Origin of the sequence: Thermosynechococcus sp. QS41 (genome assembly GCF_031583515.1) — a bacterium.
Taxonomy (GTDB): domain Bacteria; phylum Cyanobacteriota; class Cyanobacteriia; order Thermosynechococcales; family Thermosynechococcaceae; genus Thermosynechococcus.
The window spans coordinates 1335858-1357654 of the sequence record NZ_CP134181.1 but is presented as its reverse complement, the minus strand read 5'-3'; the positions used below and the strand labels follow the sequence as shown (position 1 = coordinate 1357654).

Genomic DNA, 21797 nt, shown 5'->3' with positions numbered 1-21797 from the left:
AATCTACTGAGTTGAATGGAGACGGGCGAGAATGAAAATACGTCAACTGCATCGTCAAGTCGCGATCGCGCTGTGGCTGCCCTTGGGGTTAGTGATGTGTACCGGATTGGCCTATCGGTTGGGTCGCAGTTGGTTAGGACTATCCAAAGACTTTGGCAAATTGATGATGACAATCCACACGGGCACCTTTTTGGGGGAGTCCTTCAGTTTGCTCTATGTGCTCTGCTTGGGGTTAGGTGTGGTCGTACTGACCGTCAGTGGTTTTAGGTTAATCAATCCCAGACGGCTCAAGCAGTACCGCAGGCTAGCTCAGCCAAGCAGCACCCTGAGACTCATCCATCAGTATGGAGCTACTGTTGTCTTGCTGCCGCTTTTGGTGAGTGCCATCACAGGAGTTGCTTACCACTTGAGTCAACAGTGGCTGCATTTGCCAAAACAGCAGCTGGCTGTCTTACTCCAGATCCATGAAGGAGCCTATTTGGGTGTCGCCTTCAAGCCTCTCTACATCTTGGCGCTCAGTGGCGTCTTGCTCCTGATGTTTTTAACGGGTTGGAAAATGCTCGGTCAGCGCTTCGGGTGATCTCGCCAGCAGCACCGCCTAGATGGTGGGGATCGCTTACTCAGATTCCTAAGAACCTTCTGCCCTTGGTTGGCCTCTTGACCATAGCTGCTTCAGGACAAGGGAGCTTTGATTGCCAACTACGACGACTCCATTGAGGGCACAATCGGTGCTGAACAGAGGCTCGAAATTTTTGGACGATCAACAGCGAGTCTTCTAAAACAGGTTTCCAGTTGAAATAAATTTGCAATAATAAATAGGGGAGCACGACAGTGTTCACAGGCTCCCCAATCCTGCCGATCGCCCCAGAACCTTCAAGGAGAACGCCGGCAAACAATTCTTACGGGGATGTTATCGATGGCAACAATTGGCTTATTTTATGGAACCCAAACTGGCAACACCCAGATGATTGCAGAGAAAATCCAGTCCGCCTTTGCCAATGCTGCGGTGGTAGAACTGCATGATATAGCATCAGCAAGTCCCTCTGACTTTGAGGCCTATGATCGTCTGATTATCGGCTGTCCAACGTGGAATGTGGGCGAACTTCAAGCCGACTGGGAGGGCTTTTACGAGGAGCTAGACAGCATTGATTTCACTGGCAAACAAGTGGCCTACTTTGGCGCAGGAGATCAAGTGGGCTACGCTGACAACTTTGGCGATGCCATTGGTATTCTTGAGGCAAAAATCAGTGAACGGGGTGGTGAGACGGTAGGATACTGGTCGACGGCGGGGTATGAATTCAATGCCTCCCAAGCGCTGCGGGGAGATCGGTTTGTGGGTCTACTCATTGATGAAGACAACCAGTCCGATCTTACGGATCAACGCGTTCAGCAGTGGGTCGCACAACTCAAGCAAGAGTTTGGTCTCTAGACGGTTTTGGGGCAACTCAGTGAATGCGGGGTTGCCTCTCTTTTGAATTTTGATAATAGTAATCATTCCGTTTTTGGGTATGGGAATGATGTCCGTCCCCCTCTATACACCTATTGATCCAGCCACAACTGTGGCGAAAGCCTACCCAGCTTCTGAACTAGGCCGCAACGCATCCCTCGTGCTGCGGGAGCGTGTTTGGCTGATTCAAACAGGGATTATTGAGATCAACCTCGTCGACAGCGACGGCAACCTCTGTTTTATTGGGTTAGGGACGGCGGGAATGGCCGTTTGTGGCTCCCCTGATCTTTGCTATGAAATACAGGCGCTAAGCCCAAGTCGCCTCCTCTCATTTACGGCCGCTGAGGTACACGCATCTGCACACTTACCACGCCTCATTTGCGAGGGGCAACAGTATCGGCAGTACTACAGTGATCTGTTACTGAAGGCCGGTCATTATCCCACTGCTGTGCAGCGATTGTATGAAGTTTTAGTGGTTTTGGGGCAAATGATTGGCGTCAGCACCCCCGCGGGTGTTCGCCTCCCTGTGCGGCTCACCCATGCCCAACTGTCCCGCTACACAGGCATTACTCGGGTGACCGTAACCCGCTTACTCCACCAACTGCGTCAGCAACAGCGGCTCCGCTGGGGGCGCGATCGCCACCTGATTCTTCTTGGCCAAGATTCATGCTGCCCAAAGAACAGGGGTTAGTGTAGCTTAGCCAAGAGCGCTTCTTCAATTTCCTGCCGCAGGGGGTCTGGCTCAATGTCCACCAGTTGCTCAAGGGCAAAGGCCTTCACCAGTAAATCGCGCGCTTGGTGCTCATCAAGGCCACGACTGCGCAGATAGAACAGATCCTCGCTAGCCAGTTGACTGACAGTGGCACCGTGGGAGCACTTGACGTTATCAGCCACAATTTCTAGTTGGGGCTTGGTATCCACGCGGGCTTTGTCGGAGAGCAGCAGCGTGCGATTGAGTTGGCTAGCATCCGTGAGCTGCGCCACTTGGGGCACAACAACGCGACCATTAAAAATACCGTGGGCGCGATCGCCAAGAATGCACTTGTGAATCTGTTCACTACCGCTATGGGGAGCATTAAAGAACACTGCCGAGTGGGTGTCCATAATTTGGCTATCCATGGCGATCGCCAGTCCCTTCAGGATTGTCTGGCTGCCACTGCCTTGGATCTGCACCTGCCAATTGTGGCGGCTCAAGCATCCCCCCAAATCAACGGCGTGCCCCTCGTAGTCACTGTCTTGGGCTTGGCACACCGCTGTACAGCCAATGTGAATCGCCGTTGGTGATTGGTGTTGAATCCGCACATGGCGCAGGCGGGCACTGGCTCCTAGGGAGAGTTCCGTGACACTGTTGGTGAACTGTTGATCGCCCGTGAGGGACAAAAAGCGTTCAATCAGGGTAGCTTCACCTTGGGCAGCAACTTGAACCGTCAGACGCGGTGACACCACACTCTGCTGCTGCCGACTACTGACACAGAACACCTCCACAGGTTCAGGGAGAGTCCCCGATAGACGCAGGCAAACGCGATCAGCCAGCATTGCTGTATTGAGATCGCTAAAGACCTCTGGCGGCGCGATCGCTGGCAGGGAAGGGGGCAATAGCTCAACCCCAGCGGCATTCACACGGGAGAGTTCTCCGCAAAAATAGCCATCAATCAGAACAATTTGCGCAACGGTTGGAAAGCTGCGCTCGCACAGCAGATGCCGCACTTCGGCAACAATTTCTGGATTGAGGGGGGCAATGGGGGCTTGGAAGGATCGCGTCCGTAAAGCCGATAAATCCGTAAAGCGCCAATCCTCATCGCGGGGGGTGGGCAAGGTTTGCTCATGGAGGCGATCGCGGGCCGCTTGCCGCAGGGATTCTAACTCAGCATGGCGCGGGGGCGGTGCGCAGTTCAATAGATCATTGAGTTCATTATTGAGTTCATTCGTGCGACTGGCCTTGGGCAGATCCGCTTGATCGGAATTGGCGTTGACTGTAATGGTCATGATACAGCCCCCTCCTCTTCGCGAACCCAGTCATAACCGCGCGCTTCCAGTTCTAGTGCCAATTCCTTCGAGCCAGTGAGGATAATCCGTCCCCCCTCCATCACATGGACATAGTCAGGCACGATGTAGTCCAGCAGCCGTTGATAGTGGGTAATCAGGAGAATGCAGTTATCGGGGCGAGTGAGTTGGTTGACGCCATTGGCAACAATACGCAGGGCATCAATATCAAGCCCAGAGTCGGTTTCATCAAGAATGGCAAGGGTTGGCTCCAAGAGCGCCATTTGCAGAATTTCGTTGCGCTTTTTCTCACCGCCGGAGAAACCCTCATTCACCCCGCGATTGAGGAAGCCTTCATCCAACTTCACCAGTTCAATTTTCTGTCGCACGAGATCATCAAAGTCAAAGGCATCCAGTTCCTCGAGACCTTGATGCTTGCGCTTGGCGTTGTAGGCCACCCGCAAAAAGTCGAGATTGCTCACCCCCGGAATTTCAAGGGGGTATTGAAACGCCAAAAAGACGCCTTCACGGGCACGCTCTTCAGGGGGCAAGTCCAAGAGATTTTTGCCTTTGTAGAGCACTTCGCCACCAGTTACGGTGTAGTCGGGATGACCCGCGAGAATTTTGGAGAAGGTGCTTTTGCCGGAGCCATTGGGACCCATGATGGCGTGAATTTCCCCAGCGCGAATCGTCAGATTCAGGCCTTTGAGAATGGGGGTGTCCTCCACACTGGCCGTGAGATCACGCACCTCTAAAATGACTTCGCTGTCGGGACGAATCACGCCTTACCTCCCTTGCATCGTTCATAATTCTTTAATGTAGCGCAGCGGGCTGGCGATCGCGATTGAGTTTCTTGGCAGAGGAGTATTGACGACAACAGTACACCGGCACCGCTGTCAAACCATGCCCACAGGAGAAAATCAACCACCTTTTATGACACTCTCAACAAGCACCATTCCCGAACTTGAACGCCTCCATCAGCAGGCCAGCCGCTGGCAATGCCTCGCACCGCGAGAGCGCATGGGCTATCTTCAAGCCATGAAGACCCTTGCCCGTCGCCATGCTCCAGAATGGGTGACCTTGGCCTGTCAAATCAAAGGTATTGACCCCCAGGGGGTTTGGGCAGGGGAAGAATGGACAACAGGCCCTTTGGGCTTAATTCTCAAGCTCGATCACTATCTCCATGCCCTGCGTCACGAGGCAACTCCTCCAGTGCCGCGCTGGCGAACCGCCCCCAGTGGTCAGGCGATCGCTGACATTCTGCCGCGCAATTGGCAAGAGCGTTTACTTTGGTTTGGGGTGAAAGCCGAAGTTTGGCTCCAACCCGATCAACCCCCAAGTCAGGGCAGTGCCCACCGTAACCCACCGCCGCCGGGGGTCGCTGTGGTGCTGGGGGCGGGCAATATCACATCATTGTGCTTGGCGGATGCCCTCTATCAACTGGTGGCGGCCAATCGAGTGGCACTACTGAAGATGAATCCCCTCTTGGCGCCTTTGACGGAGTGTTTTCGCAAGATTTGTGCGCCCTTAATTGAGGCGGGTTTCCTTGAGATTGTTGAAGGAGATGCCGCCCTAGGGGAAGCCCTCTGCCATCATCCATTGACGCAGCACATTCATATTACTGGGTCCCACCACACCTACAATCGTCTAGTTTGGGGGGAAACCGCTGCAGAACAGGCCATCCGCAAAGCCCGCCAACAACCCAAGCTGACCAAACCGATAACAGCAGAACTGGGCAATGTGACCCCCTTGCTGATTGTCCCCGGTGAATGGACAGAGGCTGAACTGGCGTATCAAGCCCGCCAAGTGGCCAGTGCCCTTGTCCATAACGCCAGCTTTAACTGCATTGCCGCGCAGATTCTGGTCACTGCTGCTGGCTGGCCGCAGCGGGAGGCATTTTTGACGGCTCTCAAGGCACAACTGCAAGCGATTCCCCCTCGCCCTGCCTATTATCCGGGAGCGATCGCCCGCTATGAGTCGTTTCTGGCGGATTATCCCCAAGCCACAGTGCTGAGTCCCGCTGTTGAAGGCACGATTCCCTGGACCCTGATTGAAGGCCTCACCCCCACGGCCAATCCCCGCATTTTCCAAGAGGAGGTCTTCTGTGGTCTGTTGGCAGAGGTGCAATTGCCCGTTAGCGATGCCGCCGCCTACCTCACCACTGCCGTGCCCTTTGTCAATGAGCGGCTCTGGGGTACCCTCGGCTGTAGTCTAATCGTTGATCCGCGTACTGAGGCCAGCTATGCAGAAGTGCTGGAACAGGCGATCGCCCAACTGCGCTACGGTTCTATTGCCATCAATGCATGGGTTTCCTTGGCCTATGGGTTGGGCTGTACCCCTTGGGGAGCCTTTCCCGGACATACACCAGCGGCCATTGGTTCTGGGGTGGGCGTGGTTCACAATAGCTTTCTGTTTGACTATCCCGAAAAAGCCGTGGTTCGTGTTCCCTTCCAGTTACCGGTCACGCCCCCTTGGTTCTATGGCCATCGCAGCCTACCCCAACTGGCGCAGGCGGTCATGGACATTTACGCTGGCGGCAATCCCTTGGGTTGGCTGTCCCTCTTGATGGCGGCGATGCGGGGCTAGGCTCATAGCCGAACGGTGACGGTTGTCCCCCCTTGAGGCAGTGTCAACTCCTGTGTGCGGGTTTGGCCTTGGGCTGTCACTGTTAAGCGATAGCGACCAAGATAGCCGCGTCCCTGCCATTGGCCTTGGGCATTGGTTTGGCCATTCACCCTTGTCCACCAGTCCTCAAAAAGGAGTTTGCGGTAGGCGATCGCCGCTGGCTTGGCGGAAAAGTCTTGGCGATAGAGTCCGGCTTGGGGACGCCAATGGTTCCCCGCCCAAAAGCCCCAAAGCAAAATTTCCTTGACTGCGGGGTGGGCAAAACCAATGCGGTAAATTTGGCGCAGGGTCTGGGCCTGCTGTTGTTCGTCCGCCAAACTCACACTCACTTCGGTAATTTTCAAGGGCAGATTGAACTGGGCGAGGGTATCGAGGGCACGCTGCATTTTGGCCTCATCCAAGGGATATTCCAGATGGGCTTGAATACCGATCCCGCCAAGGGGCACCCCTTGCGCCAAGAGACGACGAATCTGCTCAACATAGTCATTCAGGCGATCGCCCTCAATGATGCCGTAGTCGTTGACATAGAGAATCGCATCGGGATTGCCCTCACGGCACCATGCAAACATCTCTTTGACAATGCCCTCACCCAAGCGACTGCGGAAAAAATTGCCATGGAGCATCTCATTGTTGACATCAAATTCGTTGATCCGACCGCGATAGTGGCGACACACGGCAATGGCATGGTTTTTCACCGCTGCGCGCAATTGCTCTGGTGGCAGTGTTTTCAGCCATGGGGGATTAAACTGCTCTACTTCCCAAAAAAGGGTATGCCCCCGCATTGGCCAGCCTTGGGCCTGCACCCAGCTGAAAATGGTGTCAGCCATGGTAAAGTCCAGCTTGCCCTGCTCTGGCTCCAATTGATACCACTTGAGGGCATTTTCATGAACCGCCGCATTGAAGTTTGCCTGAGCCGTTTGTTTGTACCAAGGCGCAGCCGCGGGTGGGGTGGGGCGAAACATCTCCGTATCGAGGGCAATGCCAAAGGGAAAGGCATGGCTTTGCTGCAGCAGTTGGATGCGGGCATGGGGAATCGGACGGCCTTGGCCATTCTCAACAACGACGGTGAGGGGCGCCTGTCGCAATTGCTCAATTTGCTGGCTGAGGGCATCAGTGGCCACAGAAGAGGCAGAGGTACCGCAGGCAACCACCAAAAGAGCAGCTAGGCAACTCAACCAGAGAAAACGGCGCCAGTTCAGCATGAATCAACCCTTAGATCACTAGAGCTTCAGACGGATTGTCGCTATCCCAAGCTCCCTAATGGGTCACTTGAATCCCCTGTTGACGCAGTTGTTCGACAAAAAACTCTTCGAGGGTGGGGCGCGCAAGGCGCAGTTGGAGGATTTTGCCGCCCATCTCTTCCACGAGGGTGAGGAAGCGTTGGAGGGGAATTTTGATCACGCCTTGCCAGCGATCGCCCTGAATTTCTAAGGAATAGAGCCATTCCTGAAGGCCATCCACATGACCGCCTTTGCCCACCACGTGATAAGCTTCGCTACTGCCAAGGAGTTCATCCACACCGCCTGCGCAAATCAATTGCCCTTGCGCCAAAATACCAATGCGATCGCAAATGGCCTCGACATCCGCCAGCACATGGCTATTAAAGAAGATAGTCTTACCCTGCTGTTTTAAAGAAAGAATGATCTCGCGAATTTGGTAGCGGCCAAGGGGGTCGAGACCCGACATGGGTTCGTCCAAAAAGACCACTTCGGGATCGTTAATCAGGGCTTGCGCCAATCCTACCCGCTGCACCATCCCCTTCGAGTAGCGGCGCATTTGCTTTTTGCGGGCATCCTTGAGGTTGAGGCCCACCATTTCCAACAGCAGAGGAATACGTTCCTTGCGGGTGGCAGCACTGAGGCCAAAGAGTCCCGCCGTAAACTCTAGAAACTCCCAAGCGGTTAAATAGTCGTAAAAGTAGGGATTTTCCGGCAGGTAGCCAATCCGCTGTCGCACAGCGCGATCGCCCAAGGGATGTCCCAGCAGCGTACCCTGCCCTGCACTGGGTTGCACTAGCCCCAAGAGAATCTTCAGCAGGGTGGTTTTACCGGCACCATTGGGTCCCAGCAGGCCAAAGGTTTCCCCTTGGTGCACTTGCAGCGAGACAGACTTGAGGGGCGTGAGCACCGTCCGCAGCCAAAATCCGCTACGGTAGGACTTTTGTAAGTTCTCAACCGCCACCACAGGGGGGCGATCGCCCGCAGCGTCAGCCAGCATATCGGAGATTCACCTCAGGAAGAACGAGGGCGATGGAAATGCAAACCCACCAAAGCATCATAGAGAAAGGGCAAGAAATTCCCTGGTTCCAATATACCAAGGGTTTGTTTGCAGCCGTGGGCATCGAGGAGCGGTTTAACGGCGTAGTAGGCCGGCTGCACTTTGTACCAAGGAATATTCGGCCAGAGGTGATGGATGAGGTGATAGTTTTGGCCAAAAATGAGAATGTTCAGGAGGCGACTGGGATAGACCCGCGCATTGTGCCAGCGATCGCGCTCGGTATGGGGACGATGGGGAAAATAGTCAAAAAATAGCCCCAACATCAGACCCACCACCCCAGCGGGCAAAAACCAATAGTTGAGCACGTAGTCTAAATAGCCATTAAGCGCCGCAAAGGTGACAATGCCCACCAGCGTCAAGCGACTGAGAAACCACTCTAGGAGTTCGTACTTCCGCCAAAGCTGCCGCTTAAAAAAGAAAACCTCGTGGTAGAAAAAGCGGGGCGCGATTAGCCACAGGGGCCCCCCTTTGGAAACATAATGGTCGGGATCGTTTTCTGGATCATTGACATGGGCATGGTGCTGCATGTGCACCCGCGTAAAGACAGGGAAAACAAAGCCCAACATCAGGGCACTGCCATGACCCATAATTGCATTCATGATGCGGTTACTGTGGGCAACATTGTGGGAGGCATCGTGGATTACTGTGCCCATGAGGTGCAAGGCCAGCATATTGGCCACAAATGAGACCCAGCCCGGCCAGTGACCCTGAAAGTAGCCCCAAGTGGATAGAATGGCGATCGCAAATGCGGCAAAAAACATCACTAAAGTGGGATTAAAGCCCACTGGTGGACCTAAAAATTCCTTGGGAACCGTGGCCGGGATCGCTGCCTCCGTGATCATCCGCGCGGTCGCTCCTCACATTGTTGCAAAATGTTACCTTCATACTATGTAGGCTAATCAGCGGTACAAAATCAAGTCGCACGATCCCAAAAGTGGGTCACCGCCCTTTGCTCAAGGATGGCCCTAGAACCGTTGCTCTAGTGGAGCCACAATGCTACAAACGCTGCGGATTCAGAACTTTGCCCTCGTTGCGGAGCTAGAGGTGACCTTTCAGCGGGGGTTGAATGTCCTCACGGGGGAAACGGGGGCAGGCAAGTCGATTCTCCTCGATGCCATTGATGCTCTCCTTGGGGGGAAGCTCTCGGCGCGGCAATTGCGATCGGGGACAGAGCAGGGCTGTATCGAAGCTATTTTCACCCTGACCCCCCCAGTGAGAGACTGGCTGGCCACCCTAGAAATTGATGCTGAAGGGGATGAGGTGATCTGTAGCCGCGAGTTTAGTCTCAAGGGGGAAACCTTTCGCAGTCGCAGCCGGGTCAATGGTGTGCTAGTGAATCGCCAGCAACTTCAGGAATTGCGGCGGCACCTTGTGCGCCTGACAGCTCAAGGACAGGCAGTGCAACTGGCCAGCGCTTCTCAACAGCGGGATTGGCTCGATCGCTATGGGGGCGAGGCCTTAATGAGCCAGCGGCAGCGGGTGGCAGACGCCTACCGAGTATGGCAACAACGGCAACGGGAATTGCAGGATTTTGCCGCTCAGGAACAGCAACGGCTCCAGCGACTCGACTTACTGCACTTTCAACTGCAAGAACTGCTGCCGGCTGCCCTAGACGACCCTGAAGAACTGACCCAATTGCAACAGGATTACCAACGCCTCAGCCATGTGCAGGAACTGCAAAGCCAAAGCCAACAGGCCTATTACCTCCTCTACGAAGGGGAACCCAGTGTGGTGACGTTGCTGGCGCAAGCCCAAGGGGCACTGCAATCCATTGTCGACTGGGATCCAGCGCTTCAGCCGATGAGCGAATTGTTAGAGGGGGCGATCGCCCACACCGAAGAAGCCGCCCGCCAACTGCGCAGTTATGCTGATCGCCTCGATGCGGATCCAGCTACGCTCGATGCCCTAGGTCAGCGCATTCACCAACTCCAACGCCTGTGTCGCAAGTATGGCTCTGATTTGGCCAGTGTTATTGCCTATCGCGATCGCATCCAAGCAGAATTAGCCATGCTGAGTCAAGAATCCACCAGCCAAGAGCGCCTAGCGGCAGAAGTTGCCCAACTGCGGCAGGCCCTTGAACAAGCCAGTGCTGAACTTCACGAATTACGACTAAGGGCAGCAGAACGCCTCGAACAAGACCTCCTTACCCACCTTTGCCCCCTTGGACTTCCCCAAGCCCGTTTTACCGTGCAGTTGACGACCACAGAAGCCAGTAGTAGCGGCAGTGATGAGATTACCTTTCTCTGGAGCGCCAACCCCGGTCAACCCCTGCAACCCCTTGGGGAGGTGGCCTCTGGCGGTGAAATGAGCCGATTTTTACTGGCGTTGGAGACCTGCTTGACGACACAGCAAACACCGAAAACGTTGATTTTTGATGAAATTGATGTCGGGGTCTCTGGCCGCGTCGCGGGGGCGATCGCCGAGAGTTTAAGCCGATTGGGGCAAACCCATCAGGTGTTGTGCGTTACCCATCAATCCTTGATTGCGGCAGCGGCTAATCATCACTATTTGGTGCAAAAGGACATTGATCCCAGTACCGCCACAACGGTAATTCGTGTGCAATACTTAACCAGTGAGGCACGTGTCCAAGCCCTTGCGGATTTAGCGGGGGGCGATCGCTCGGCAATGGCACTGTCATTTGCCAGTGGCCTATTGGCACAGCAACAACGCCCCTTTCCGCCTAACGCCGAAGGAATTAGCATGAAAACCTGACGATTTGATGTCCATATCCTTACAGTAAAATAAGTTTGATAGCAACATTACCGTTTGGCCGTTCTCAATGCAGCGTTCTTCCTATCCTGCGGGGGGGGATGAGTTAATGACCATTGATCAAGTGCAGCAAACTCTCCGCCGCTCCCGTGCGTCTATTTATCGTTATGTCAACACCAATCATGAAACCATGAATCCCCCCTTTGATCCCCAACGCCTCAATCCAGAGCATCGCAAAAGCCGCCGTGAACCGCTGCTGTTTCACCCCAATGAAGTGGCTCGTTTTGCCCGTGACGTGATGGGCATTACTACCCTCCAAGTGGAATTAAAAACCACGCCCCCCAATCCGACAGATGATCTCCTCAAGGAAATTCTCGGGGAATTAAAGCACATTCGCGAGGTTCTAGAGCGGGTGGAGAAGTTACTAGGAAGCTAGGCAGGTATAATACGTCTGTTTCATTTGCGCATTGACCACACATGGGTTTGCAAGCACCACGGGGAACTCGCGATATTTTGCCCGCTGAGCGGGTCTATTGGCAGTATTTAGAAACCATTGCTCGCCAGATTTTAGATCGCGCTGCCTACCGCGAAATTTGCACTCCCATTTTTGAGCAAACCCCTCTGTTTGAGCGGGGCATTGGCGAAGCCACCGATATTGTCAGTAAGGAAATGTACACCTTTAGCGATCGCGGTCAACGGTCGCTGACGCTGCGGCCAGAGGGCACGGCGGGGGTGGTGCGCGCCTATATTGAACATGGTTTGCACAGCCAAGGGGGCGTCCAACGCCTGTGGTACCTAGGGCCCATGTTTCGCTACGAGCGGCCACAGTCCGGTCGCTATCGCCAGTTTCACCAGTTGGGGGTGGAAGTTTTAGGCAGTGCCGATCCCCGTGCCGATGCCGAAGTCATTGCTGTGGCTTTAGATATTTTGCAGGCCTTGGGACTGAAGGAGTTAACCCTGATGCTCAACTCCGTGGGCGATCGCGAGGATCGCAGTGAATATCGTCAGGCCTTGGTGGATTACCTCACCCCCTACAAGGCAGAGTTAGACCCCGATTCCCAAGAGCGTCTGCACCGCAACCCCTTGCGCATCCTCGATAGCAAAGACCCTCACACCCAAGCGATTGTAAAGGAAGCGCCGCGGCTGTTGGATTATCTCAGTCCGCGATCGCGCGACCATTTTGAGCAGGTGCAATCCCTCTTGCAGGATCTGGGCATCCGCTACCAGATAAATCCTGCCCTTGTGCGCGGCCTCGACTACTATACCCATACCGCCTTTGAATTTCAGGATTTGCGTTTGGGCAACGAGGGAACCGTCTGTGGAGGGGGGCGCTACGATCACCTTGTCGAGGAATTAGGGGGACCTGCCACCCCCGCCATTGGTTGGGCGATGGGACTGGAACGGTTGATTTTACTCCTGCGCGATCGCCCGTTGCCGCCGCGTGATCAACCCTACCTTTATATGGTGACCCGTGGCAAAGCTGCCGAACGCCAAGGCCTGATTTTGGCACAGCAATTGCGGCATCAAGGCTATACCGTAGAAATGGATCTCAGCGGCAGTGCCTTTGGTAAACAGGTCAAACGCGCCGATCGCGTCGGTGCCACCGTTTGTTTGGTGATTGGCGAGAGCGAAGCGGCCGATGGCACAGTACAGCTGAAGTGGCTGGCCTCTGGGGAACAGGTCTTGGTACCGCAACAGGAACTGTTGAGCGAAACTTGGCGATCGCGCTTTTCTGCCCCATCATGATGGCCTATTTTCTCATTAGCCACGGCAGTCCTGCCCCTGAGCCACAGGCGGCAATGGCCTTTTTGTGTCAGCAACTCACCCGCCTAGGAATGGTGGGCTGGGGCACCCTTGAGGAAGAACCACTACCTAACAAGATTCAGGAATTCAGTGGCCAAGCGCAACGTCAAGGCGCTCAGCGGGTAGTCATTCTACCCCTGTTTTTACTACCGGGCAACCATGTGGTGGTGGATCTGCCGCAGGCGATCGCGAGTACTGACTCGCCTTTACCTTTAGAACTATTGACCTTCTTAGGGGGGCAACCCCTGTTTCAAGCGTGGTTACGGCAGGCGATCGCCGATGCAGCCGCCGATATTCTCCTTGGCCACGGCAGTCGTCGGCCTGAAGTTCACCCTTGGTTTGAGGAACTGTGTCAGACCTGTGGTGTGCGTCCAGCGCTGCTGACCGAAGTGGGAAGTTTAGACCATGCCCTTGAGACGCGGATGGCTCAGGGGTATACCAGTAGCAAAATTTATGGCTACTTTCTCTTCGGCGGTAAAACCGTTGATCAGGTCCACAGCCAACTGGCGACATTGCAAGTCAGGTATCCCCACCACGCTGTTTCCTTGGTGCCAGCCATTCAACCCACCCCCGCCTTGATCAACGTTCTTCAAGACATTCTTCAGGCAGTGCCGCTAGTGGAGCCTGTCGCATGAGTCAAGTCTTTCTCTGTGGCTACTACGGCTATGGCAATGCCGGGGATGAAGCCCTCTTGGCAACGCTCCTCGAACAGTTGCCGCCCCACGTTTCACCGGTTGTCCTCAGCGGCAATCCTACAGCCACAGCAGCCCGCTATGGCGTTGCTACCTGCGATCGCCGCCAGTGGCCAAAGGTGCTGCGCACCCTACAACAGAGCCAAGCCTTCATTTGGGGTGGTGGGAGCCTCATTCAGGATGTCACCAGTTGGCGCAGCCCCCTCTATTACCTTGGTTTGATGACCCTTGCACAGCGCTTTGGTTGTCGCACTATTGCTTGGGCACAGGGGATTGGCCCTCTGCGATCGCCTTTCTATCGTTGGTGGACACGGGCCCTTCTGCGGCGTTGTCTTGCAGTCACGGTGCGCGATTCCGGGTCAGCGGCTCTCTTGCGGCAGTGGGGCATTCCCCATCAACAGGGTGCCGATCCCGTGTGGCTGATGTCAGCCCGTCCTGTGCTACCTCCCAAGGACAAGGCGCCCATTGCTGTGTGTTTACGTCCCCATCGACACCTCACGGGCGATCGCTGGCAGCTTCTGAAAATGGCCTTGCGGCAGTGGCAGGCAGAGACGGGGGTACCGCTTTTGCTGTTGCCCTTTCAGCCCCAACAGGATTTGCCCTTGGCTGAGGATCTCTATGGGGCATTAGTCCCTGAGCAGACGCAACTCGTGTCCTGTGAGGATCCCCGCGAGATGAAGGGACTGTTGGCGACAACGGCGGGGGCGATCGCCATGCGCCTCCATGCCCTGATTATGGCGGCTAGTGTGGGTTGTCGCTGTTTTGCCCTCAGTTATGATCCCAAGGTGAGTTACCTCATGGCCGATACGGGTATGGCGGGGGTTGAACTAGCAGCATTGCCCCCTGACCCCACTGCCTTGATCCACCAATGGCAACACACCTTCGCAGCCCCCGTGCCCGACTATCAACCCTACCTGCAATCGGCTGCGGTTCACAAGGCAGTACTGAATCTCCTCTAGGCCAGCCCTTCAGCAAGGATAGGATAAGATCAACTCGATGCGTCGTTTTATTGCGGCAACCCCATGAGCGAATTCCACCGCCGCTATCCCACCGGCAGCATTGTCAGTGATTTATTGCAAATCCATGACGGCCTCTTTATTGTCAAAACCACCCTCCTTGTGGGCGACACGATTCTAGCCACGGGGATGGCTGCTGCCCCCACCCTAGAACAGGCGGAAGATAGTGCTCGCCAGCGTGCCCTGCAACTTCTCGGTATTCACCTCCCTGTGCAAACGGAGGCGGAACTGATTCCCCGCACCCCCGCAGTCCTCGAGGCAGCTCCTTGGTCAGAGGCCAGCAATACTGATCTGCTCTTGGAACCCACCACTCCTGCCAATTCCCGCCGCAGTAAGCCAGCGGTCAAACCGGCTAGCGAGAAGCCCCCCCCTAAGCGCGAACCCGTGGATTTAGCGGATGAAATTGCCCAAACTACCGTGGAAATGAAACGCTTGGGATGGACAGAGGCCGAAGGGCGGGCTTGTTTGCTGCAACGCTATGGCAAGCGATCGCGCCAGCAACTGAGCGATGAAGAACTGTTGGATTTTCTCCACTTTTTGCAGCGTCAACCCAGTGCCGGAGAGCCATCGTTTTAGACCTTCAAACTCGGCAATCAAATGCAAGAAAAATTTATACTCTAGCGAAAACTTAAAGAAAAGCTATAGATTTTCACGCCAGCCCTGATCCCCCCCTTAGCTTCTTTACCATGAAGAAGTTGTTGCTGTCGAGGAAAAATCCGTGCTGGGGCCCTTTCATGTCTCACCCTTGACCCTAGGCAGTGATCCCAGTGTCCGTCGCCAGTGGATTTTTCGCCTCGTGCTGCTGATGACGGTCTTTACCCTCTTTTTGATGGCGGTGGGCAGTGCCACACGGGTGATGGATGCCGGTTTAGCCTGTCCCGATTGGCCGTTGTGCTTTGGCACCCTAGTACCGCAAATGGATTTGCAGATCTTCCTAGAGTGGTTTCACCGCCTGCTGGCCACCAGTTTAGGGCTGATGGCGATCGCCTTTGTAGGATTGAGTGTGGCTTGGCGGCAAGCTCTGCCCCCTTGGGTGCCCTCTGCTGCTGCGGCGGCACTGTGCCTTGTGATTGTGCAGGGGATTCTCGGTGGCCTGACGGTGACTGAATTGCTGCGCTTTGAAATTGTTACCGCTCACCTGGGCACAGGACTGCTCTTCTTTTGCCTTTTGGCAGCCATCACCGTTGGTTTAGCTCCCTTTCGGGGTACGGGGAGCGCCCGTTGGTTGCGGATTGCCGCAGTGATTGCCGCGCTATGTGTCTATGGCCAAAGTTTGTTAGGGGGCTTGGTGTCTTCGCAGTGGGCAGTGCATCAGTGCCTCTATGGCGATCGCCTGTGTGTAGTCCTCAATAGCCATCTGATCGGTGTTGTCCCAGCCACCCTGAGCGTTTTAGGGGTGGTGATGGTGGCGTGGCGTAGCCCAGCCTTGGCTCCCCTCTTGCGGCAACTGAGTTTCTCGCTTCTGCCGGTGGTGGCTCTGCAAGTGGCCTTGGGCTGGAGCACCCTACAACTAAAGCTACAGGTGCCGGCACTCACCGTTGCCCATCAAATGGTTGGCGCCACCCTTTTGGGGGTGTTGGTTGCCATTTCCACATTGGCATGGCGCGATCGCCAAGCCGGTTCCCTGAAGCATAAGTTTTGAACGATCTTGAGGCTCGCATGACATTCCTAGCCAGACTTTCCTCCTCAACGGGGGATCTCTCGACAAAATTAGTGGACTATGTCCAACTCACCAAACCGCGCTTAATTCTGCTCTTTTTGATTACAACTGCGGCAGCAATGGAAGTGGCAAGCCAAGGTCGGGTGGCTCCCCAATTGCTCCTGATAACCCTTGTCAGTGGTGCCTGTGCAGCGGCGGCAGCGAATACGATCAACTGTCTCTATGACCGCGATATTGATGCCATTATGGAGCGGACGCGCCATCGCCCTTTGCCAGCGGGTCGGGTGGCTCCTTGGGAAGCGGTGTTTCTAGCAGTGCTCTTGGCAACAACGGCCTTTAGCCTCTTGGCGGTCTTTGCCAATCTCCTGAGTGCCTGCCTTGCTATGGCCGGAATTGCGGTGTATGTGGGGGTCTATACCCACTGGCTGAAGCGGTCTTCGCCGCAAAATATCGTGATTGGCGGTGCGGCTGGGGCGATTCCCCCCTTGGTGGGTTGGGCAGCGGTGACGGGAGAACTGAGTTGGGCAGCTTGGGTGCTGTTTGCCATTATCTTTATCTGGACGCCGCCCCATTTTTGGCCGTTGGCGATGCTGATTCAAGAGGACTATGCCCGTGTGCGGGTGCCGATGTTGCCGGTGGTTAACGGCGATCGCGTCACGGCACGGCAAATTTTTCTCTACACCTTGGCACTGGTGCCCACCAGTCTGCTGTTAATCTACCCTTGCGGTGTCGTGGGCTGGGGCTATGGTGTGGTGGCGATCGCCCTTGGTAGTTGGTTTATTTACCGCGCGTGGCAGTTGACCCAAGCCCCAGAGGACAAAGAACAGGCACGCAGCCTCTTTAAGTTCTCGATTCTCTATATGATGCTGCTGTGTGCTGCCATGGTCGGCGATCGCATTCTCTTGCCCCAGTTGCCAGAAAGCCTCGATGCCCTTGCTTGCCTCTTGAGTTAGGCGTGTCCCAACTGTTGCAACCACTCAATGAGGATCGGGTTCACCAGCTCCGGGCGATCGTCATGGGGGCAGTGGCCAGTATTGGGCAGTCGCTCAATGCGAATCGGCAAGCGATCTTGATGGGCTGCAAAGTGCTGAGTCCCCGACACCGGCGTCCAAGGATCCACCTCACCCCAGAGCACCAGAATCGGCACTTGAATCTCTGGCAGCAAATCCACAATTTTCGGTCCCGGCGGTGCTGAAATCACACGGGCAAACACTTCCTTGGCGCCGGCATCCATGGCGGGCCGATGCAGTAGTTCCACCAATTCATCGGTAATGGCGTCGGGATTGGCATAGACTTGGGTCAGGGTTTTGCGGATGCGCTCCGGCTGCCGAATCTGGTTAAAGATCAAATGACCAATGCCGGGAGAGGCGACCAAGGTGCGAAAGATGGCCGTAAAGAGGCTTTGCATCCAATTCAGTTCATTGGGACGGTGGTTGAGTCCCCCGGCACAGTTGAGAACACTCACCGCACGGCAGGTGTGGCCATAGCGAGCCGCCATCATCAGACACAGCAGACCACCAATGGAATTCCCTACCCAAACCACGGGTTCCCCAATGTGGGCTTGCCAAAAGTCCGCCAGTAGCTCGGCCCACAGATCCAAACTGTAGGTTAAATCCGGCTTTGCCGAAGCACCAAAACCCAGTAAATCAAGGGCATAAACACGGTAACCTGCGGCGGTGAGGGCAGGGATATTTTTGCGCCAGTGACCAATAGAGGCACCAAAACCATGAACCAACACCATTGGGGCACCACTGCCATTAACCCCATAGCGAATGCGATGACCCCGCCAGTGCCAGTCGGCGGTGGGAAATGCGGTTGTTGGTGGGAGCGTAGAGGTCATTCTGCCCAATCCCTTTTTGCAAAGTGTATTACCTTTTAAGATAGCGATCTTTACGTTTCGTAACAATTATGCCAACGGCACTCATTACAGGAGCAACGGGAGGATTGGGGCGAGCCTTTGCCCAAGCCTTTGCCGATCGCCAGCACAATTTGATCCTAACGGGGCGTTGCCTCGACACCCTAGAGGCACTCAAGACGCGCCTGAGCCAAAAGGTGTCGGTGGTGTGTATTCCCCAAGACCTGAGTGAACCTAGTGCTGCCTGTCGCCTCTATGGGCAGATTCAAGCCTTGGGATTCAGCGTAGATCTGCTGATCAATAATGCCGGCTTTGGGGATTATGGTGCTTTTGGCGATCGCGATCGCCAGCAATTGACGGCCATGCTCCAAGTGAACATCACAGCGCTAGTAGAACTCACCCATCTCGTGCTCCAAGAAATGCGCCCCCGTCGTCAAGGCACGATTATCAACGTTAGCTCCATTGCTGCCTTTCAGCCCCTGCCCTATCTCGCCGTCTATGCCGCCAGCAAAGCCTTTGTTCGCCACTTCAGCGAAGCTCTGTGGGCAGAAGTCAAACCCTTGGGTATTCGGGTACTTGCCGTCTGTCCCGGACCCACTGCCACCAACTTCTTTGAGCGTGCCGATATGACCCGCAACTCGGATCTCATTGCCCGGCAGGACACTCCCGAACAGGTGGTTGCCGAAACCCTTGCGGCGTTGCAAACCGATGTGGCCACGGTCATTCCCGGTCAGCCCGCCAATCGCTTCCTTGCCCTTGCTGGTCGGTTGGTGCCCCGCCAGTGGTTGGTGCAGCAGTTAGAACCCCGCTTCCGTCCCCCCGCTCAATAGGAGCAAGCCCAAAAAGGAGCCACTGTTCCAGATGCTGTGGAGAATCATGGCTGCACCGATATTGTGCGATCGCCAGTAGATGTAGCTGAGCACGGTTCCCAAAACCGTCAAGGGCAATAGATCGGCTAAATTCAGATGGGCAATGGCAAAGAGGAGTCCCGTCACCCCCATGGCAGTGCCGAGGGGTAGATAGGATTGCACCGAACGAAAGAAGAATCCCCGAAAGAGAATCTCCTCAAAGAAGGGCGCCATCACTGCCACCATGATATAAAGCAGGGCAAAGGTGGTGTAATCGCGGCTTTGTAAAATAATTTCCAGTAGGGGATTGCCGCCCCCTTGATTTTTCAGCAGGGCTTGACTAATCAGCGAACTGACCACGACTAAGGGCAGTGCCGCCAAATAACCGCCGACCCCCCAACGCAAAGCACCCCCTAACCCCCCTTGCCAACATAACCAATCCGCAGGGCGCTTACCAAAGGGACGCAGAAAGTACCACAGCCAGCCCAAGCCAGCAACCATCATCATCCCGTAGCTCACTAAGGCATACAGCGTTTGAGCCATCGCAGAGGGCAGCGGCAGTCCCATGCCAATCAGGGAGCGCACCAAGGGCATGAGCACCAAGCTAATGGCAAAAAAGAGAGCAAACCAGATTACCATGCCTTCCCAGAGGGTTTCCCAGCCCCATGTCACGGGGGTCAGGGGTGGCAGAGTGTTCCCTTGATGGCGGCGGCGCAGGTGTTGATAGATCCAGACCATCCAAAGAACAATCCCAATCAAACTTCCGAGCAGAGGAGTCGTGCCAATCAGGGCAAGGCGATAGAAGGCTGCTTGGGCGCGATTTTGTTCTGCACGGGTCAAGGTCATCAGGGCGTCGGATCGCTGTTGCAGTTCATAGAGGCGTTCGAGGGCGCGATCGCGAAACCAGCCTTGGAGTGTATTTTTAATCAATGGTTCGGCATCTGGCAGCAATTGTGGGGGATCGGTCCACAATCCCATCAGCACTTCTGCGGTACTGCGGGTTGTCCCTTGAGCCTCATTAATGAGGAGTTGCCATGTGTTGAGGGCGCGATCGCGCTGGCCGGCATCGGCATAGAGCAGTCCCAATTGAAGACGCAGCGGTTGGTTTTGTGGTGTGGGTGTGGCCAGTACCTCTTCATAGGCTTTGATTGCGCTTTCCACATTCCCCACAAGGCGATCGCGGGTTGTGGCATCTCCCAGACCCTGCCATTCTCGGGCTTGTAGTGACAAATTGGTCTGAAATAGGTTAATTTGCCCTTGGGCTTGGGGTTCTAAATAACTGCCCAGCAACGACACCGTCATGAGGGCAGCGACCACGACACTAAGGGCTGCAAGCACCAACCGCTTTAGAGACATAGGGCAAAGCTGACAAGGGACTCCCCAAAACCTTAGCGGAAAGCGACCCAAGGGATCAATCCAGTGCTTGCTTCAATGTCCCGATCTCGATTAAATGGAGACTTGTTGCGTGGACATGATTCTATGGGTATTGATCTGAGCCGTATTCCTGCCCAGCCCAAGCCGGGTGTTGTCAATGTGCTGGTGGAAATTGCGGGGGGCAGTCGTAATAAATATGAGTTTGACAAGGAAATGAACGTCTTTGCCCTCGATCGCGTGCTCTATTCGGCGGTGACCTATCCCTATGATTATGGGTTCATTCCCAATACACTGGCGGATGATGGCGATCCCCTCGATGGTCTAGTGATCATGGATGAGCCGACGTTTCCGGGATGTGTGATTCCTGCCCGTCCTATTGGCATGCTGGAGATGATTGACAGTGGCGATCGCGACGAGAAAATTCTCTGTGTGCCTGTTGATGATCCTCGCTATGCCGAGGTGAAGTCCCTCAAGGACATTGCGCCCCACCGCCTCGAAGAAATCGCTGAGTTCTTCCGTACCTACAAGAATCTGCAAAAGAAAGTGACTGAAATTCTTGGCTGGCAGGATGTGGATGCGGTGCAGCCCCTTGTTGAAAAATGCATCAAGGCCTATAAAGGCTAGTGCCTAACCAGCACACGCTCTAAAAAGAGGCGGGTTCGCTCCTGTTGCGGACGACGAAACAGTTCTTGGGGCGATCCTTCCTCAACAATTTGGCCATCGGCAAGAAAGACAACGCGGCAAGAGACTTCACGGGCAAATTGCATTTCGTGGGTGACCACCACCATGGTCATTGCTTCTTCGGCCAGTTGTCGCATCACGGCGAGGACATCCCCCACTAGTTCCGGGTCAAGGGCAGAGGTGGGTTCGTCAAAGAGGAGAATTTCCGGCTGCATGGCCAAGGCACGGGCGATCGCCACCCGTTGTTGTTGCCCCCCGGAGAGTTGCCGAGGATAGGCATCCCGTTTGTCCAGCAATCCTACTTTGGTCAATAAACCTTCAGCCATTTCAATAGCCACGCGGCGGGGGAGCTTGCGCACAAGGATCGGCGCTTCGATGATGTTTTGCAAGACCGTCATGTGGGGAAAGAGGTTAAAGTTCTGAAAGACCATACCCACATCCCGGCGAATCACCCGCAGTTGTTGCGGCGTTGGCACTGGGGGCAGGTAATGACCGAGAATGAGAATCTCCCCCGATTGGTACGTCTCCAACCCATTCAAGCAGCGGAGCAAGGTGCTTTTGCCAGAACCACTGGGGCCAATGAGGGCAACCACCTCTTGCTTAGCAACGGTGAAGTTGATGTCCTTCAGGACGTGGCGATCGCCAAAATATTTATTGAGGTGGCGGGTTTGGATCACGATTTCTGGGGCTGCCCCACGCTGAGTCATCGCTGCTACCTAAAAACCGTTATGCTGACTAAACAGATTCTCTGCATCGCCTCTTGGTTAGGCTAGGGTTATCAATATAAGGAAGTGCTTCTCCTTGCTCCCCATGATACGGTGGGAGAA

Annotated in this window: 22 protein-coding genes; 14 read left to right on the top strand and 8 right to left on the bottom strand. The window is 55.1% G+C overall.

What is annotated here, in order from left to right:
- Window positions 1-31: 31 nt before the first annotated feature.
- From RHJ80_RS06575 to RHJ80_RS06565, 3 genes are all read left to right on the top strand, one after another.
- Window positions 32-580 (top strand): PepSY domain-containing protein, encoded by a 549-nt coding sequence (locus tag RHJ80_RS06575; RefSeq protein WP_310800610.1) that lies wholly within the window; start codon window positions 32-34, stop codon window positions 578-580.
- Window positions 581-916: 336 nt separating this feature from the next.
- Window positions 917-1429 (top strand): flavodoxin FldA, encoded by a 513-nt coding sequence (fldA, locus tag RHJ80_RS06570; protein WP_206199479.1) that lies wholly within the window; start codon window positions 917-919, stop codon window positions 1427-1429.
- Window positions 1430-1514: 85 nt separating this feature from the next.
- Window positions 1515-2138, top strand: coding sequence for a Crp/Fnr family transcriptional regulator (locus RHJ80_RS06565; RefSeq protein ID WP_310800050.1), 624 nt, complete (start codon window positions 1515-1517; stop codon window positions 2136-2138).
- Here RHJ80_RS06565 and sufD read toward each other — a convergent pair.
- Window positions 2135-3433 (bottom strand): Fe-S cluster assembly protein SufD, encoded by a 1299-nt coding sequence (gene sufD, locus RHJ80_RS06560; RefSeq protein WP_310800609.1) that lies wholly within the window; start codon window positions 3431-3433, stop codon window positions 2135-2137. The two genes, RHJ80_RS06565 and sufD, sit on opposite strands and share 4 nt — an antisense overlap.
- Complete coding sequence (gene sufC / locus RHJ80_RS06555; protein WP_310800048.1) at window positions 3430-4212, bottom strand: Fe-S cluster assembly ATPase SufC; 783 nt, start codon at window positions 4210-4212, stop codon at window positions 3430-3432. The genes sufD and sufC overlap by 4 nt, the downstream gene beginning before the upstream one ends.
- 151 nt (window positions 4213-4363) lie before the next feature.
- Between sufC and RHJ80_RS06550 the strand changes: the two genes are divergently transcribed.
- Entirely contained in the window at window positions 4364-6016 is a 1653-nt protein-coding gene (locus RHJ80_RS06550; RefSeq protein WP_310800608.1) for an aldehyde dehydrogenase family protein, read from the top strand.
- Between the two features lie 2 nt (window positions 6017-6018).
- On the opposite strand, the gene RHJ80_RS06545 is transcribed toward RHJ80_RS06550, so the two are convergent.
- Genes RHJ80_RS06545 through crtR form a run of 3 tightly spaced genes read right to left on the bottom strand, consistent with a single transcriptional unit; the run spans window position 6019 to window position 9171 of the window.
- Window positions 6019-7257, bottom strand: a complete 1239-nt coding sequence (locus RHJ80_RS06545) for an endo-1,4-beta-xylanase (protein ID WP_310800607.1) — start codon at window positions 7255-7257, stop codon at window positions 6019-6021.
- A gap of 55 nt (window positions 7258-7312) precedes the next feature.
- The gene (locus tag RHJ80_RS06540; RefSeq protein ID WP_302677845.1) at window positions 7313-8272 is read right to left on the bottom strand and encodes an ABC transporter ATP-binding protein; all 960 of its coding nucleotides are present in this window, start codon (window positions 8270-8272) and stop codon (window positions 7313-7315) included.
- Window positions 8273-8286: 14 nt separating this feature from the next.
- Entirely contained in the window at window positions 8287-9171 is an 885-nt protein-coding gene (gene crtR, locus RHJ80_RS06535) for a beta-carotene hydroxylase (protein ID WP_399364977.1), read from the bottom strand.
- A gap of 154 nt (window positions 9172-9325) precedes the next feature.
- Here crtR and recN point away from each other — a divergent pair, with 154 nt between their 5' ends.
- From recN to RHJ80_RS06495, 8 genes are all read left to right on the top strand, one after another.
- Window positions 9326-11044: a DNA repair protein RecN gene (recN, locus tag RHJ80_RS06530; RefSeq protein WP_310800606.1), complete on the top strand. Its 1719-nt coding sequence runs from the start codon at window positions 9326-9328 to the stop codon at window positions 11042-11044.
- 67 nt (window positions 11045-11111) lie between these two features.
- A complete protein-coding gene (locus RHJ80_RS06525) occupies window positions 11112-11477 on the top strand; it encodes a resolvase (protein WP_206199471.1) in 366 nt (121 codons plus the stop codon).
- 41 nt (window positions 11478-11518) lie between these two features.
- Window positions 11519-12787 carry a histidine--tRNA ligase gene (gene hisS / locus RHJ80_RS06520; protein ID WP_310743558.1) on the top strand — a complete coding sequence of 423 codons (1269 nt, stop codon included), beginning with the start codon at window positions 11519-11521 and terminating at the stop codon, window positions 12785-12787.
- Window positions 12757-13479, top strand: coding sequence for a CbiX/SirB N-terminal domain-containing protein (locus RHJ80_RS06515; RefSeq protein WP_310800605.1), 723 nt, complete (start codon window positions 12757-12759; stop codon window positions 13477-13479). The genes hisS and RHJ80_RS06515 overlap by 31 nt, the downstream gene beginning before the upstream one ends.
- The gene (csaB, locus tag RHJ80_RS06510) at window positions 13476-14495 is read left to right on the top strand and encodes a polysaccharide pyruvyl transferase CsaB (protein WP_310744372.1); all 1020 of its coding nucleotides are present in this window, start codon (window positions 13476-13478) and stop codon (window positions 14493-14495) included. The genes RHJ80_RS06515 and csaB overlap by 4 nt, the downstream gene beginning before the upstream one ends.
- 63 nt (window positions 14496-14558) lie before the next feature.
- A complete protein-coding gene (locus tag RHJ80_RS06505) occupies window positions 14559-15128 on the top strand; it encodes a hypothetical protein (RefSeq protein ID WP_310453534.1) in 570 nt (189 codons plus the stop codon).
- Between the two features lie 145 nt (window positions 15129-15273).
- Window positions 15274-16194: a COX15/CtaA family protein gene (locus tag RHJ80_RS06500; RefSeq protein ID WP_315863368.1), complete on the top strand. Its 921-nt coding sequence runs from the start codon at window positions 15274-15276 to the stop codon at window positions 16192-16194.
- 17 nt (window positions 16195-16211) lie between these two features.
- The gene (locus RHJ80_RS06495) at window positions 16212-17165 is read left to right on the top strand and encodes a heme o synthase (RefSeq protein ID WP_302677839.1); all 954 of its coding nucleotides are present in this window, start codon (window positions 16212-16214) and stop codon (window positions 17163-17165) included.
- Here RHJ80_RS06495 and RHJ80_RS06490 read toward each other — a convergent pair.
- Window positions 17162-18052, bottom strand: coding sequence for an alpha/beta fold hydrolase (locus RHJ80_RS06490; RefSeq protein WP_310800601.1), 891 nt, complete (start codon window positions 18050-18052; stop codon window positions 17162-17164). The two genes, RHJ80_RS06495 and RHJ80_RS06490, sit on opposite strands and share 4 nt — an antisense overlap.
- A 68-nt stretch (window positions 18053-18120) precedes the next feature.
- Here RHJ80_RS06490 and RHJ80_RS06485 point away from each other — a divergent pair, with 68 nt between their 5' ends.
- On the top strand, window positions 18121-18897 hold the full coding sequence (locus RHJ80_RS06485; protein WP_310800600.1) for an SDR family oxidoreductase: 777 nt from the start codon (window positions 18121-18123) through the stop codon (window positions 18895-18897).
- On the opposite strand, the gene RHJ80_RS06480 is transcribed toward RHJ80_RS06485, so the two are convergent.
- Window positions 18865-20271: a type II CAAX prenyl endopeptidase Rce1 family protein gene (locus RHJ80_RS06480; RefSeq protein WP_310800599.1), complete on the bottom strand. Its 1407-nt coding sequence runs from the start codon at window positions 20269-20271 to the stop codon at window positions 18865-18867. The two genes, RHJ80_RS06485 and RHJ80_RS06480, sit on opposite strands and share 33 nt — an antisense overlap.
- Window positions 20272-20400: 129 nt before the next feature.
- Between RHJ80_RS06480 and RHJ80_RS06475 the strand changes: the two genes are divergently transcribed.
- A complete protein-coding gene (locus RHJ80_RS06475) occupies window positions 20401-20913 on the top strand; it encodes an inorganic diphosphatase (protein ID WP_286649992.1) in 513 nt (170 codons plus the stop codon).
- On the opposite strand, the gene RHJ80_RS06470 is transcribed toward RHJ80_RS06475, so the two are convergent.
- On the bottom strand, window positions 20910-21677 hold the full coding sequence (locus tag RHJ80_RS06470; RefSeq protein WP_310800598.1) for an amino acid ABC transporter ATP-binding protein: 768 nt from the start codon (window positions 21675-21677) through the stop codon (window positions 20910-20912). The genes RHJ80_RS06475 and RHJ80_RS06470 overlap by 4 nt on opposite strands.
- Window positions 21678-21797 lie beyond the last annotated feature (120 nt).